Genomic DNA, 13,753 nt, shown 5'->3' with positions numbered 1-13,753 from the left:
GCGCCAGAGGCGGGTTTCGGTTGGCCGTGGCGGGATGAGTGGTTGCGCGGCGTCCGGAATCTGGGCCACATCGGCTGTTCGATCAAGCCACGATGGGGAAGCGGATCCTGGATCAGGTGTCAGCAGCGGCCAACGGCCGGTCTTTCGTAGTCACCAACCGCTCGGTGCTCGCCATCGCGGTGCCGATGACGCTTGCCTATCTGACGACGCCGCTGCTCGGCGTCGTCGACACCGCCGTGGTCGGGCAGTTGGGCGACGCTGCCCTTCTCGGCGGCCTGGCGGCGGGCGCCCTGGTCTTCGACGTCGTCTTCACCTCCTTCAATTTCCTGCGCTCCGGCACCACCGGTCTCGTCGCCCAGGCGCTCGGACGCGGCGACGAACTGGAGGAACAGGCGGTGTTCTGGCGCGCCGTGCTGATCGCGGTCGTCGCCGGCATTGTGCTTGCCGCCCTCGCGCCACTGGTCGCCATCGCCGGACAATGGTTCATGAGCGCCGAGACGCGCGTCAGCGAGGCGATGGCCGTCTATATTCGCATCAGATTGCTCGCCGCCCCTTTCTCGCTGATCAACTACGCCATCCTCGGCTATGTGCTGGGGCGCGGCGAGGGCGGGCTGGGACTGATGCTGCAATTGGTGCTGAACGGCATCAACATTGCGCTCTGCATCCTGCTGGGGCTGGAGCTCGGCTGGGGCGTCGCCGGCGTCGCCTGGGCGACCGTCACCGGTGAATTCGTCGCCATGCTGCTTGGCCTGGCGATCATCGGCCGGCGTTTCTGGGCAGCGCCCCGGCTGCCGCGCCATCGCATCCTCGACCTGTCGGCATTCCTGCGCATGATGTCGCTCAACCGTGACATCATGATCCGGTCGTTTTCGCTGCTCGCCGCTTTCGCGCTGTTCACCCGCCAGGGCGCACAGTTCGGCACGGTGACGCTGGCCGCCAATGCGGTGCTGATGAACTTCTTCCTCATCGCCGGCTATTTCCTCGACGGTTTCGCCACGGCGGCCGAACAGCTCGCCGGGCGTGCCGTGGGCGCGCGTGCCGCGATGCAATTCCGGCAGGCGGTGCGGTTGACCCTGTTCTGGGGCTTCGGGTTGGCGGCCACGGCAACGCTTGTCCTTTTGCTGGGCGGTACTGATCTGGTCGCCCTGATCACGACGTCGGAAGATGTACGCGCGGTTGTCGACATCTATCTGCCCTGGGCGGCGTTCACCGCGCTCAGCGGCGTGCTGGCGTTTCAAATGGATGGCGTCTTCATCGGCGCGACCTGGTCGCGCGACATGCGTAACATGATGCTCTTGTCGTTCCTTGTCTTCAGCGCGGCCTTGCTCATCCTGGCGCCGGCCTTCGGCAATCACGGCCTGTGGGCGGCGCTGCACGTCTTCCTGCTGGTGCGCGGCTTCAGCCTGCTTGCCATTTTGCGCGTGCGGATGCGGACAGCGTTTTAGAGCGGCTTGGACGCCCATCGGTCGAGGCTGGTATCGCGCAACTCGCGCAGTGATTTGAGCCGTTGCATGTCCGCGAACCGGGCCATACCGGCAAGAATGCGGCCCGGCAGTGCCGGCCCAGCATAGATCATGCCGGTATAGAGCTGGACGAGATCGGCGCCGGCGCGGATCTTTTCAAGTGCCGTCTCCGCGGAATCGACGCCGCCGACGCCGATGATGGCGGGGTCCGGGCCGAGCAGTTTGCGCATCTTTGCCACCACGATGGTCGATCGCTCGAATAGCGGTTTTCCCGAAAGCCCGCCGGTCTCGCCGGCAAGATCGGCGCTGCGCAGCCGCGGCCGCGCGATGGTGGTGTTGGAGACGATGACGCCGTCTATTGCTTTCTCGGTGACCTCGGCGGCGATATCCTCCAGTTCGGCCTCGACCAGGTCCGGCGCGATCTTCAGAAAGATGGCCGGCTGCGCGGCCGCTGCCGTACGTGCGGCCATGACGCGCGACAAGAGTTCGCCAAGCTGTTCACGCGCCTGCATGTTGCGCAGGCCCGGCGTATTCGGCGAGGAGATGTTGACCGTCAGATAGCTGGCGAAGGGCGCAAACCTGGCAACGCCGTGTTCATAGTCACTGACGCGGTCGGTGCTGTCCTTGTTGGCGCCGATATTGACGCCGACGATGCCGGCGCGGCCCTTGCGGGCGGCAAGCCGTTGTTCGGCAGCCGCGTGACCCTCATTGTTGAAGCCCAGCCGGTTGATCACCGCTTCGTCGGCTGTCAGCCGGAAAATGCGCGGCTTCGGGTTGCCGGCCTGCGGCAGTGGGGTGATCGTGCCGACCTCGGCAAAGCCGAAGCCGAGGCCAAGCAGCGCATCGGGAACCTCGGCGTTCTTGTCGTAGCCGGCGGCCATGCCGAGCGGATTGGGGAAATCGATGTCGCAGACGCTGACTTTCAGCCTGTCGTCGCGCACTGGTCTCCCGCCTATCGGCAGCCCGCATTTCAGCGCCGCGATCGACAGGCCGTGGGCGGCTTCCGGATCGAATGCGAACAGAAACCTCTGGCCGAGCCGGTCTAGCACGCTCATTCGGCCTCCAGCATCGGGAATTGATGCAGGCCATCGGTGCCGAGCGGCAATGGTTGCACCGAGACGACCGCGTTGAGGTCGAGCGGGCCGTAAAGATGCGGGAACAGCGCACCACCGCGCGAGACCTCGTATTTCAGCGCATCACCCAGTCTGGCGCCATCGATGGCGACCAGCAGCAGCCCGGTCTGGCCGGCAAAGTGTTTGGCCGCCGTTTCCTTGGCCTGGCCGGCGGTGGAAAAATGAATGAAGCCGTCGGCGACATCGATCGGCGCGCCGGTGAAGCGGCCATTTCTTTCGGCCTCGCGCCACAGCCGTTCAGGTACTATCTTGTAGATATTCTGAGACATGATTGCGCTATAGTCCGAACCAACCATACGGGGAAGAGGCAAGCAGGTTCCGGAAAAGTGTCACACGGTTTTCCGACAGGAATCTGCGTTAAGGCAAAGGCCAGGGTTCTTCCCCATTTCCGGCGCAAACATGCGATAAATTGCGCTTACTGGCCCATGGAGGACAAAATGCGTCCGCAGCACGTCTTGATTCCCGCAGCACTCGTCTCGCTCGTCGCGGCATCAGCATTTTCCGAGGAAGCCGACCGCTACCGGCTGGAAAAGTCGGCCACCGGCTATGTCCGCATGGACACGCAGACTGGTGCGATGTCGATCTGCGAGGAGCGTTCCGGCCAGCTCGTCTGCAAGATGGCGGCCGACGAACGCGCGGCCTTCCAGGACGAGATCGACCGGCTGCAAAGTTCGGTGAAGGCACTCGACCAGCGCGTCGTCAAGCTCGAGAACTCGCTTGCCGCCCGCTTTGAGTCGACATTGCCCAGCGAGGAGGATTTCAACAAGACGATGAGCTACATGGAGCGCTTCCTGCGCGGCTTCATGGGGATCGTCAAGGACATGGAAAAGGACAGCGGCGAGGATGGCGCCAGGCCCAATTCGCAAAAAACCCGAGCACCGTTCACCGGGGAAACCCGGCGAACAGGCTTGCCGCTTGAAAACGGCTGATGTCGCCGCATAATCGTTCGACTGATCCCGTAAGAAGCAGACAATCATCAATGGGATTCGGGGAGGGTCATGTGCCGCCAGGCTACACTTTCGTCATCGCTGACGATCATCCGCTTTTTCGCGGCGCGCTGAGAGAGGCGCTTGCCGGCATCGGCGACGTCGCCGGCATTCACGAGGCCGGCGATTTCGAAAGCGCCAAGGCGCTGGTCGTGGCCAATGAGGAAGTCGATCTGGTGCTGCTCGACCTGTCGATGCCGGGCGCCAGCGGCCTTTCCGGCCTGATCTCGCTGCGCGGCATCCATCCGACGGTGCCGCTGGTGGTGGTGTCGGCACATGACGACCCGGTGACCATCCGGCGCGCGCTCGACCTTGGTGCCTCGGGTTTCATCTCAAAATCGGCCAGCATGGAGGAGATCCGCAGTGCTGTGCAGTCGGTGCTTGCCGGCGACATCGCTGCGCCCACCGGCATCGATCTCGGCGTTGAGCGCGATCCCGAGATATCCGATCTGATCAAGCGGCTGCAGACGCTGACGCCGCAGCAGACGCGCGTGCTCGGCATGCTGGCCGAAGGTCTGCTCAACAAGCAGATCGCCTACGAGCTCGGTGTCTCCGAAGCGACGATCAAGGCGCATGTCTCGGCCATCCTGCAGAAGCTTGGCGTCGATAGCCGCACCCAGGCGGTGATCCTGCTGTCCAAGATCGGCAGCGACCCGCTGCCGGCGGTCGGCTGACCCTCAGGCTTTACTCCGCCGCCGATGCCAGCGGTCTGACCCTCGCCATCATCGAGCGCAGCACCGCTGGTTTGAGCGGCTTGTTGATCACCGGCACGTCGAGCCTGCCGGCGCTGGCGCGCACCTCGCTCGAGCGGTCGGCGGTGACCAGCACGGCCGGCATGTCATGGCCATGGATAGCGCGCAGTTTGGCGATCGCGTCAAGGCCGGTCTCGCCGTCGAGATGATAGTCGGCAAGCACGATGTCGGGTCGACGCATGCCGGACCCCTCGAGATCCCCCGAGCCGGCAAACGTGTCGACGCTGCAGCCCCAGCCTTCGAGCAGCAGCCGCATGCCGTCGAGGATGCGGGCGTCGTTATCGATGCAGAGCACGCGCAGCCCGGCAAGTGAAGCAGCAGTGCGGACCGGCGCCTTGGCCTCGACCTCGCGCCGCGGCTGCTGGACTGCCGCGACCGGCAGGATGACGGAAAAGCGCGTGCCCTTGCCCGGGCTTGAAAAAATCTGGAGTTCGAGGCGCAAGACGCGAGCGATGCGGTCGACGATGGAAAGGCCGAGACCGAGGCCGTCGGCCTCGCGCGCACCCTCGTCGAGCCGGGTGAATTCGTGAAAGACCGTGTTCAGCTTGTCGGCGGCAATGCCGATTCCGGTGTCGATCACCTGGATCTCGGCCAGTTCGCCGCGCCGCCGCACGCCGACCAGGATGCGGCCATGGCGGGTGTATTTGATGGCGTTCGACACCAGGTTCTGGATCAGGCGGCGTAGCAGATTGCGGTCCGTCGTCACGCTGAGCGACGATGGCATGATCGTCAGGCTGAGTCTCTTCTCGGCGGCAAGCGGCTGAAAGTCGTTGCCGATCTGGCGCAGCAGTTCGTCCAGGCTGAAGGCCGTATCGTCCGGCTTCATCGCGCCGGCATCGAGCCGGGAAATGTCGAGCACCGCACCAAGAATGGTTTCGACCGATTCCAGCGAGGATTCGATGTTGGTCGCGGCCTTGCCCGCTGGCCCCTTGCCGGCCTTTTCGATCAGCGATGAGCAATAAAGGCGAGCAGCGTTCAGCGGTTGCAGGATGTCATGGCCGGCGGCAGCGAGGAAGCGGGTCTTGCCGAGATTGGCCTCCTCCGCCAGCATCTGCGCCTGTGCCAGCTCCTCGTTTACGCGCGTCAGTTCGACAGTGCGGTTCTTGACGCGCTGTTCGAGCGTTTCGTTGGCGCGCTTCAGCGCCAGGTCCTGCTCGACGCGCCCGGAAATGTCGGCATAGGTGGCGACGATGCCGCCGTCCGGCATCGGGTTGGAGCGCAATTCCAGGATGCGGCCGCTGGTCTTCAGCTCCATCTGCCAGGGGCTGACGAAACTGGTGAGGCGGTTGAGCATCGCCACCCGCTGGTCGGCCGGAATGTCGCCGCGCTCGGCAAGGTGGCGCAGGATGCGGTCGAGCGAGACGCCGACCTGGCCCATCTCGTCGGGCAGGTCGAACAGCGCCCGATATTGGCGATTCCAGCAGATCAGCCGGAAATCCCTGTCGAAGACGGTGATGCCCTGTTCCATCTGGTCGAGCGCGATCTGCAGCAGGTCGCGATTGTGCTGCAGCGCTTCGGTGGCGTCGTCGAGCAGGCGAAAGGCGTCCTTCGCCTCTCGATCGTTGCGGCGCAGCAGCAGCGACAGGATCAGCCGCGCCGAAGAGGAGCCGACGGCACTTGCTAGAAGCTGCTCGGAGAATCGGATGACGTCCATGCTGGCCTGCTCGTTGCCGTGCAGCGAAGCGCCGTTGCTCTTTTCGAACGACTGAAACGACCGTTCAGTGCGTTCGACGCCGAGATAGCGCGCGATGGTGTCCTTGAGGTCGTTGACGGTGACGGTGGTGCGGAAGCGGCGCAGGCTCGGCATCGGGCTCGCCTCGCGCGGCACAAAAATCGACGCCTGGATGCGCTCCAGCGGCACCGACGCGCGCGACAGCGAGCCTAACACGAAGAACAGCGTGTTGACCGACAGGCTCCACAGGACACCGTGGTTCAGCGGCTCGGCGACGGTGCCGAACAGCGCTTGCGGCCGCAACGCTTCGAAACCGAACAGGCCGTGGACGACGATGCCGGTATCGGACGCGGCAAGCGAAGGCAGCAGCAGCGTGTAGCTCCAGACGACGATGCCGGCGACCATGCCGAGTGCGGCCCCCCTGCCGTTGGCGCCGCGCCAGATCAGTCCGCCGATCAAGGCCGGCGCGAACTGCGCGATCGCGGCGAACGACATCAGGCCGATCGAGGAGAGCCGCGCGCTGTCGGTGCTCTCGCGATAGTAGAGGAAGGCGATGAACAGCATGATGAAGATCGCCGCCCGTCGCACGTTGAGGATAAGCGCTGACCAGTCCTCGTTCTCGGACGTCGTGGTCTTGAGCAGGCGACGCACGAACAGCGGAATGACCAGGTCGTTGGAGATCATGATCGACAGCGCGACGCTTTCGACGATAACCATCGCGGTCGCCGCCGACAGGCCGCCGATGAACGCCGCCATGGCCAGCACATCGTGACCGCTGAGCAGCGGCAGCGACAAGACATAGAGATCGCTGCTGGTTCTGGTGCCGACCAGCGCCAGGCCGGCGAGCGCGATCGGCAGCACGAAAAGGTTGATCGCCACCAGATAGAGCGGAAACACCCAGGTCGCGGTGCGCAGTTCGGCCTCGCTACGGTTCTCGACGATGGTGACGTAGAACTGGCGCGGCAGCATGATGATGGCGAAACCGCTCAAACATGTCAGTACCAGCCAGGTGGCGAGCGAGGTGCTGTAGCCCATCGCTTGCTGAACTTGCGAATTCTGGGCGAGTTTGTCGACCATATCGCCCAGGCCGCCGAAGATCAGGAACGTCACCATCAGGCCGATCGCCAGGAAGGCGGCGAGCTTGACCACGGTTTCGACCGCTACCGCCAGCACCAGCCCGTCCTGGTGTTCGGTGGCGTCGGCATGGCGCGTGCCGAACAGCACCGCAAACAGCGCAAGCAGCATGGCGACGACCAGCGAGATGTCGCTGACGAAGGGATCGAAGGAAGGTGGCGAGCCGGTGTAATGCTCGACCATCAGGCTGACCGAACCGGAGATCGCCTTCAACTGCAGTGCCATGTAAGGCACCGCGCCGATCGTCGCGATCAGCGTGGCGATCGCTGCGACGGCAAAACTCTTGCCGTAGCGGGCGCCGAGGAAGTCGGCGATCGAAGTGATCTTCTCTGTTTTGGCCAGCCTGACGATGCGCCGAAGCAGCGGAAAGCCGAACACGAATACCAGCACCGGGCCGATATAGATGCCGAGGAATTCGAGGCCGCGCTCGGAGGAAAGGCCGACCGAACCGAAGAAGGTCCAGGAGGTGCAGTAGATCGCCAGGCTGAGCGCATAGATGAAGGGCCGGGCCCGGTCAGGCCCGGATGTCGTTGAGCGCCGGTCGCCGAGGCTGGCGATGACGAACAGCAACGTCACATAGGCGATCGCGATGATGACGATGAACCAGCCCTGCACGGCCCGATAATCCTCCCTTGCCGGTTTTTGCATCCGGCCTGCTAAGACGCAATCACAGCTTGGCGATCAAGTCCATCGCGGCTTTCGGCGCAGAATGGCCGCGGCTTCGGGAGATTTTGGCCGGAACCGGTCTTTTGCCAATGCTGCAACCGCAGGTTTTTGCTATTGTGCCAGTGGGGGAACGAAGCGGGGCCGAACGAAGCGGGCAGAGGCGGCAGCCTGGCCCGTCAGAACAAGGAGGGTCGGGTGCTGAAAGAATTCCAGGAATTCATTTCCCGGGGTAATGTCATGGACTTGGCCGTCGCCGTCATCATCGGCGCCGCCTTCAGCAAGATCGTCGATTCCCTGGTCGGCGACATCATCATGCCGATCATCGGAGCGATTTTCGGCGGACTCGACTTCAACAATTATTTCCTGCCCTTGTCCTCAGCCGTCAACGCCACATCGCTGGCGGAGGCCAAGAAGCAGGGCGCAGTCTTCGCCTATGGCAGTTTCATCACCGTGGCGCTGAATTTCATCATCCTAGCCTTCATCATCTTCCTGATGGTCAAGGCGGTGAACAATCTGCGCCGGCGGCTGCAACAGGAAAAGCCGGTCGCCCCCGCCGCTCCGCCGGCCGATATTGCGCTGCTCACCGAAATTCGCGATCTCCTCGCCAGGAAATAGCGCAGGGGCAAGATCTCTGGACCAAAACCCCGGTCGATTTCGGCCGGGGTTTTCTATTTTCGCCTGTCGTAAAACACGCTAGCTGTCCAGAAGGCGAAAAACGGATCCATCCATGACCTTGATCGAGAATTTGCGCGCCGAGGCCCGGGCCGCGCCGGAAAGCGGCATTGTCGCCGTCATGAACCGCGGCCGCGACCGCGACGGTATGATCCCGCTCTGGGCCGGCGAGGGCGACCTGCCGACGCCCGCCTTCATCAGCGACGCCGCTGCCCGGGCGCTGGCCGGCGGCGAGACCTTCTATACCTGGCAGAGGGGCATCCCCGAGCTGCGGCAGGCGCTCGCCCGCTACTACGTCAGGCATTTCGGCAAGTGCTTCGCCGAGGAAGAATTCATCGTCACCGGGTCGGGCATGCACGCCATCCAGCTGGCGCTCGACGCCGTCGCCGGCAATGGCGACGAGGTCGTCTATCTGTCGCCGGCCTGGCCAAACTTTGCCGCTGCCGCCAGTCTGGCGGGCGCCGTCCCGGTCGCTGTCACGCTCGACCAGTCCGGCAATGGCTGGTCCTGCGACGTCGGCAAGATCGAGGCGGCGATCACGCCAAGGACAAAGGCGCTGTTCGTCAACTCGCCGTCCAACCCGACCGGCTGGACCGCCGACAGCGAGACGCTGCAGGCGATCCTCGATCTTGCCCGCGAAAGGGGCCTGTGGATCATCGCCGACGAGATCTATTCGCTGTTCCATTATGGCGACAGTCGCGCGCCGTCCTTCATCGACATCATGGCCGACGAGGATCGCATCCTGTTCGTCAACAGTTTTTCCAAGAACTGGTCGATGACCGGCTGGCGGGTCGGCTGGATCAAGACCCCTCCTTGCCTGCAGCAGGTGTTCGAGAACCTGGTCCAGTATTCGACCTCCGGCGTTGCCCAGTTCATGCAGCGTGGCGCCGTCGTCGCCCTCGACGAAGGCGACGCCTTCATCGTCGAGCAGGTGGAGCGGGCGAGGGCGGCGCGTGACCTGGTCTGCGGCATCCTGGCTGCAACCGGCAGGGCGCGCTTCACCGTGCCGCAGGGCGCGTTCTATCTGTTCTTCGCAGTCGACGGCATCACCGATTCACGCGCCGCCGCCTTCGACATCGTCGACCGCGCCAATGTCGGCCTGGCGCCCGGAACGGCATTCGGTCCCGGCGGCGAAGCCTTCCTCAGGCTGTGCTTCCACCGCCGCCTCGACCAGCTCGAGGAGGCCGCGCACCGCCTGGCGAAATGGATGAAGAGTGTGTGAGAGTCAGGCCTTCACACCTTCGTCATCCTAGGGCGGAGTAGGAGCGAAGCGACGTCGCGGAGACCCTAGGATCCATGCCGTGACCTTCGAATGCCGCGGCGTCGAAGAACAAGACGGCACCCGCGGCGGCGACCTTCAGCCGCCGGACTTCGGCACCAGCAGCGGAATGACGCGGTCGCTTTCCCTCAGCGCCGGCCGGCCCGCAGAACCGTAAGAGATACCCAAAGCATCCCAGGTTTCGACCAGCGCGTCCTGAAGTTCTGCGATCAGATGATCCGAATGGAACGGCGTCGGCGTGATGCGCAGCCGTTCGGTGCCGCGTGGCACGGTCGGGTAGTTGATCGGCTGGATGTAGATGCCGTGGATGCCGAGCAGGCGGTCGCTGGCCATCTTGCACAGCTCGGGATCGCCGACGAGCAGCGGCACGATGTGGGTAGCGGAGTCCATCACCGGCAGGCCGGCGGCGGTAAGAACCTGCTTGGTCCGCGTCGCCTGGCGCTGCTGCGCGGCGCGTTCGGCCTGCGAGCGCTTGAGATGGCGGATCGACGTGGTCGCCGCGGCGGCAATGGCCGGCGGCAGCGCCGTGGTGAAGATGAAGCCCGGCGCATAGGAGCGCACGGCATCGATCACCGCACTTGTGCCGGTGATATAGCCGCCGAGCGTGCCGAACGCCTTGGCCAGCGTGCCTTCGATGATGTCGATACGGTCGGCCAGCCCTTCGCGCTCGGTGATGCCGCCGCCGCGCGGTCCGTACATGCCGACGGCATGCACCTCATCGATATAGGTCATGGCGTTGTAGCGCTCGGCAAGTTCGACGATCTGTTTGATCGGCGCGATGTCGCCATCCATCGAATAGACGCTCTCGAAGACGATCAGTTTGGCGCGTTCGCGGCCCGCCGCCTGCAGCAAGCCTTCGAGATGCGCAACGTCGTTGTGGCGGAAGATCTTCTTCTCGGCGCCCGAACGCCGCACGCCCTCGATCATCGAGGCGTGGTTCAACTCGTCCGAGACGATCAGGCAGTTGGGCAGCAGCCGCGCAATGGTCGAGATCGAGGCTTCGTTGGAGACGAAGCCGGAGGTGAAGGCCAGTGCGGCTTCCTTGTCGTGCAGGTCGGCCAGTTCCAGTTCGAGCTCGACCAGCGGATTGCTGGTGCCGGAGATGTTGCGGGTGCCACCGGCGCCGGATCCCATCTTGCCGGCGGCGTTCTGCATCGCGGCGATGACGTCTGGGTGCTGGCCCATGCCGAGATAGTCGTTGGAGCACCAGACGGTGATTTCCTGGGCGCGGCCGTTGGCGCGCCAGATGGCGCGTGGGAATTTCCCCACGATGCGCTCCAGGTCGGCGAAGACGCGGTAGCGACGCTCGGCGTGGAGCTGGTCGATCGCGTCTTCGAAGAACCGCTGATAGTTCATTTCGGCTTCCCAATTTTTGCGTGGGATCATAATCATTGCCCTATTCGACGTCTACTTGGCCTTTTTGGTCAAAATGCCACGCCCCAAGCCTGTTCCTAACGGCCACGGATCGTGGCCTATTCCCTTGATGTGGATCAATTTTGTTTCAGGACGATGCCATGCGCCGACGAGACTGGTTACCAGGCACTGATGGGCATGGACCAATGGCCTGGCGGCAGGCTTTCCAGTAGGGCGGGTGTTGAGACAGTTTCCGATAAATCTTGAGCAGTGAGGACGCGGATGACGGTTTTGGTGACAGGCGGCGCCGGGTATATCGGCAGCCATATGGTCTGGGAACTGCTGGACGCCGGCGACAGCGTTGTCGTCCTCGACCGGCTTTCGACTGGGTTTGAGTGGGCGGTGGCGCCGGAGGCAAAGCTCGTCGTCGGCGATGTCGCCGACAAGGAGCTGGTCGGCGGGGTCATCCGCGACAATCATGTCGACGCGATCATCCATTTCGCCGGCTCCATCGTGGTTCCCGAATCGGTCGCCGACCCGCTCGGCTATTACGAGAACAACACCTGCAAGACGCGCACGCTGATCGAGACCGCGGTGCGCGAAGGCGTGCCCAATTTCATCTTCTCCTCGACCGCCGCCGTCTATGGCGGCGCCGGGCTGGAGCCGGTGCGCGAGGATGGGCGCCTTGCACCGGAATCGCCCTACGGCCTGTCCAAGCTGATGAGCGAATGGATGCTGCGTGACGCCGCAATCGCCTATGGCTTGCGTTATACGGCGTTGCGCTATTTCAACGTCGCCGGCGCCGATCCGAAGGGCCGCACCGGCCAGTCGACGCCTGGCGCCACGCATCTGATCAAGGTTGCCTGCGAGACGGCGCTCGGCAAGCGTCCCTTCATGCAGGTGTTCGGTACCGACTATCCGACGCCCGACGGCACCTGCATGCGCGACTACATCCATGTCAGCGATCTGGCGGCGGCGCATCGGCTGGCGCTGGAACGGCTGCGCGCCGGGGGACGAAGCCTCGTCGCCAATTGCGGCTACAGCCACGGCTATTCGGTGCTCGAGGTGATCGACAGCGTGCGCCGCGTCTTTGGCCATGATTTCGACGTGCGGATCGGCGAGCGCCGTGCGGGCGACGCCGCTGCGGTGGTTGCCAACTCGGAGCTGGCGCGCAGCGAACTCGGTTGGACCCCACAGCGCGACGACCTCGACCAGATCGTCGCCGACGCGCTCGCCTGGGAGCGTATCCTGACCGGCAAGAATTCGGCGCGGAGCTGAAGTCCCGGTTTTTCCTCCGTGGGCTCGTAGATCGAGCGTAGAAGCGCTATTGAAGGAGCTGCGGCTGAAACGTGGAGGCGTTTCGGCCGTATTTGATCCTTTGGGGGCGGCATGAAGATATTGGTCCTTGGCGCTGGCGTCGTCGGCACGGCGGCCGCCTACTATCTGGCGAGCGACGGCCACGAGGTGACCGTCATCGAGCGCCATCCGATGGCGGCGCGAGGCACCAGCCAATCGAATGCCGGCCTGGTGTCGCCCGGCGACGCCACCGCCTGGGCCTCGCCCGCTGCGCTGAAGATTTTTTTGCGCGCGCTCTACAACCACGATCTCGGCATCAAGGTGCGGCTGCGCTTCGATCCCTATTTCTTCGCCTGGAGCCTGCGCTTCCTGCGCCAATGCACGCATGCGAGACTGCGCGCCAACACCGACATCAAGCTGCGCCTGGCGCTTTATTCGCGCGACTGCATCAACGCCATCTCGGCCGACATCGGCATTCACTATGACGAGCGCAAGAAGGGCATTCTCTATTTCTTCCGCTCGCAGCAGAGTTTTGATGCCGGCACCGACAATTACCGCTATCTCGCCGAGCACGGTCTGCCAATCGAGATCGTCGGCCGCGAGCGGCTGGTCGAGCTCGAGCCCGGCCTTGCCGGCGCCAGGGACAGAATAGCCGGCGGCGTCTATTCGCCGATCGACCAGACCGGCGACTCCAGCCAGTTCACCCGAAACATCGCTGCCTATGCCGCCGAGAAACTCGGCGTCCAGTTTCTCTACGGCACGACGGTCGAAGGCCTCGACATCGAAGGCGATCGGGTGCGGGCGGTGATGACCTTGGCCGGCCCGATAACAGGCGACGCCCTGGTCATCTCGATGGGACCGGAGAGCGGCCTGCTCGGTCGCCGCTATGGTATCGACCTGCCGGTTTATCCGGTCAAGGGCTACACCGCGACGGTGCCGCTGGAGGACGAGAGCAAGGGGCCGACCATGGGCGGCGCCGATGAGGATCAGCTTATCGCTTATTCGCGGCTCGGCAATCGGCTGCGGCTTGCTTCGACCGCCGAGTTCACCGGCTTCGATCGGACTCACAAGCCAAGCGATTTCGCCGCCATGTTCAGGACCGGCAAGGAGCTTTTTCCCGGCGCCTTCGACGAGAACAAGGCCGAGCTTTGGGCCGGTCTGCGGCCGATGATGCCGAACTCGGTGCCTGTGATCGGGCAGGCTCGGTACAAGAACCTCTACCTCGACACCGGCCACGGCCATGTCGGCTGGACCATGGCTTGCGGCTCGGGAAAATTCCTTGCCGATTTGGTCGCCGGCCGCAAGCCGGAGATCGACCCGCAAGGACTGGTCTACAGGAACTAAGCA

At 64.0% G+C, this 13,753-nt stretch carries 11 protein-coding genes; 7 read left to right on the top strand and 4 right to left on the bottom strand.

Going from position 1 to position 13,753, the window contains the following annotated elements; all coding sequences use genetic code 11:
• The first annotated feature begins 92 nt into the window (after positions 1–92).
• The gene (locus tag NMG80_RS16420) at positions 93–1,445 is read left to right on the top strand and encodes an MATE family efflux transporter (RefSeq protein WP_254019046.1); all 1,353 of its coding nucleotides are present in this window, start codon (positions 93–95) and stop codon (positions 1,443–1,445) included.
• On the opposite strand, the gene NMG80_RS16415 is transcribed toward NMG80_RS16420, so the two are convergent.
• Together NMG80_RS16415 and NMG80_RS16410 are read right to left on the bottom strand one after the other, a co-directional pair.
• On the bottom strand, positions 1,442–2,518 hold the full coding sequence (locus NMG80_RS16415) for a quinone-dependent dihydroorotate dehydrogenase (protein WP_254019045.1): 1,077 nt from the start codon (positions 2,516–2,518) through the stop codon (positions 1,442–1,444). The two genes, NMG80_RS16420 and NMG80_RS16415, sit on opposite strands and share 4 nt — an antisense overlap.
• Positions 2,515–2,865 (bottom strand): DUF952 domain-containing protein, encoded by a 351-nt coding sequence (locus NMG80_RS16410; RefSeq protein WP_254019044.1) that lies wholly within the window; start codon positions 2,863–2,865, stop codon positions 2,515–2,517. The genes NMG80_RS16415 and NMG80_RS16410 overlap by 4 nt, the downstream gene beginning before the upstream one ends.
• A 168-nt stretch (positions 2,866–3,033) precedes the next feature.
• Here NMG80_RS16410 and NMG80_RS16405 point away from each other — a divergent pair, with 168 nt between their 5' ends.
• Entirely contained in the window at positions 3,034–3,525 is a 492-nt protein-coding gene (locus NMG80_RS16405) for a hypothetical protein (RefSeq protein WP_254019043.1), read from the top strand.
• A gap of 71 nt (positions 3,526–3,596) precedes the next feature.
• A complete protein-coding gene (locus NMG80_RS16400; protein WP_254019209.1) occupies positions 3,597–4,256 on the top strand; it encodes a response regulator transcription factor in 660 nt (219 codons plus the stop codon).
• Positions 4,257–4,266: 10 nt separating this feature from the next.
• Here the strand turns inward: NMG80_RS16400 and NMG80_RS16395 are convergent, their stop codons facing one another.
• A complete protein-coding gene (locus NMG80_RS16395) occupies positions 4,267–7,755 on the bottom strand; it encodes a hybrid sensor histidine kinase/response regulator (protein ID WP_254019208.1) in 3,489 nt (1,162 codons plus the stop codon).
• A gap of 246 nt (positions 7,756–8,001) precedes the next feature.
• Between NMG80_RS16395 and mscL the strand changes: the two genes are divergently transcribed.
• Together mscL and NMG80_RS16385 are read left to right on the top strand one after the other, a co-directional pair.
• Positions 8,002–8,421 (top strand): large conductance mechanosensitive channel protein MscL, encoded by a 420-nt coding sequence (gene mscL / locus NMG80_RS16390; RefSeq protein WP_254019042.1) that lies wholly within the window; start codon positions 8,002–8,004, stop codon positions 8,419–8,421.
• 112 nt (positions 8,422–8,533) lie between these two features.
• Positions 8,534–9,700 carry a pyridoxal phosphate-dependent aminotransferase gene (locus NMG80_RS16385; RefSeq protein ID WP_254019041.1) on the top strand — a complete coding sequence of 389 codons (1,167 nt, stop codon included), beginning with the start codon at positions 8,534–8,536 and terminating at the stop codon, positions 9,698–9,700.
• Between the two features lie 135 nt (positions 9,701–9,835).
• Here the strand turns inward: NMG80_RS16385 and hemA are convergent, their stop codons facing one another.
• On the bottom strand, positions 9,836–11,113 hold the full coding sequence (gene hemA, locus NMG80_RS16380; RefSeq protein WP_254019040.1) for a 5-aminolevulinate synthase: 1,278 nt from the start codon (positions 11,111–11,113) through the stop codon (positions 9,836–9,838).
• Positions 11,114–11,392: 279 nt separating this feature from the next.
• On the opposite strand from hemA, the gene galE reads away from it, so the two are divergent.
• Together galE and NMG80_RS16370 are read left to right on the top strand one after the other, a co-directional pair.
• On the top strand, positions 11,393–12,388 hold the full coding sequence (gene galE / locus NMG80_RS16375; RefSeq protein ID WP_254019039.1) for a UDP-glucose 4-epimerase GalE: 996 nt from the start codon (positions 11,393–11,395) through the stop codon (positions 12,386–12,388).
• Positions 12,389–12,499: 111 nt separating this feature from the next.
• Positions 12,500–13,750 carry a D-amino acid dehydrogenase gene (locus NMG80_RS16370; RefSeq protein WP_254019038.1) on the top strand — a complete coding sequence of 417 codons (1,251 nt, stop codon included), beginning with the start codon at positions 12,500–12,502 and terminating at the stop codon, positions 13,748–13,750.
• Positions 13,751–13,753 lie beyond the last annotated feature (3 nt).

Origin of the sequence: Mesorhizobium escarrei, assembly GCF_935825525.1 — a bacterium.
Classification (GTDB): domain Bacteria; phylum Pseudomonadota; class Alphaproteobacteria; order Rhizobiales; family Rhizobiaceae; genus Mesorhizobium; species Mesorhizobium escarrei.
This window is presented reverse-complemented; position numbering and strand designations above follow the sequence as displayed.

Excerpts from the sequence above, each read along its gene's own strand:
- NMG80_RS16420 (WP_254019046.1), top strand. The coding sequence starts at position 93 with ATGGGGAAGCGGATCCTGGATCAGGTGTCAGCAGCGGCCAACGGCCGG.
- NMG80_RS16415 (WP_254019045.1), bottom strand. The coding sequence starts at position 2,518 with ATGAGCGTGCTAGACCGGCTCGGCCAGAGGTTTCTGTTCGCATTCGAT.
- NMG80_RS16410 (WP_254019044.1), bottom strand. The coding sequence starts at position 2,865 with ATGTCTCAGAATATCTACAAGATAGTACCTGAACGGCTGTGGCGCGAG.
- NMG80_RS16405 (WP_254019043.1), top strand. The coding sequence starts at position 3,034 with ATGCGTCCGCAGCACGTCTTGATTCCCGCAGCACTCGTCTCGCTCGTC.
- NMG80_RS16385 (WP_254019041.1), top strand. The coding sequence starts at position 8,534 with ATGACCTTGATCGAGAATTTGCGCGCCGAGGCCCGGGCCGCGCCGGAA.
- hemA (WP_254019040.1), bottom strand. The coding sequence starts at position 11,113 with ATGAACTATCAGCGGTTCTTCGAAGACGCGATCGACCAGCTCCACGCC.
- galE (WP_254019039.1), top strand. The coding sequence starts at position 11,393 with ATGACGGTTTTGGTGACAGGCGGCGCCGGGTATATCGGCAGCCATATG.
- NMG80_RS16370 (WP_254019038.1), top strand. The coding sequence starts at position 12,500 with ATGAAGATATTGGTCCTTGGCGCTGGCGTCGTCGGCACGGCGGCCGCC.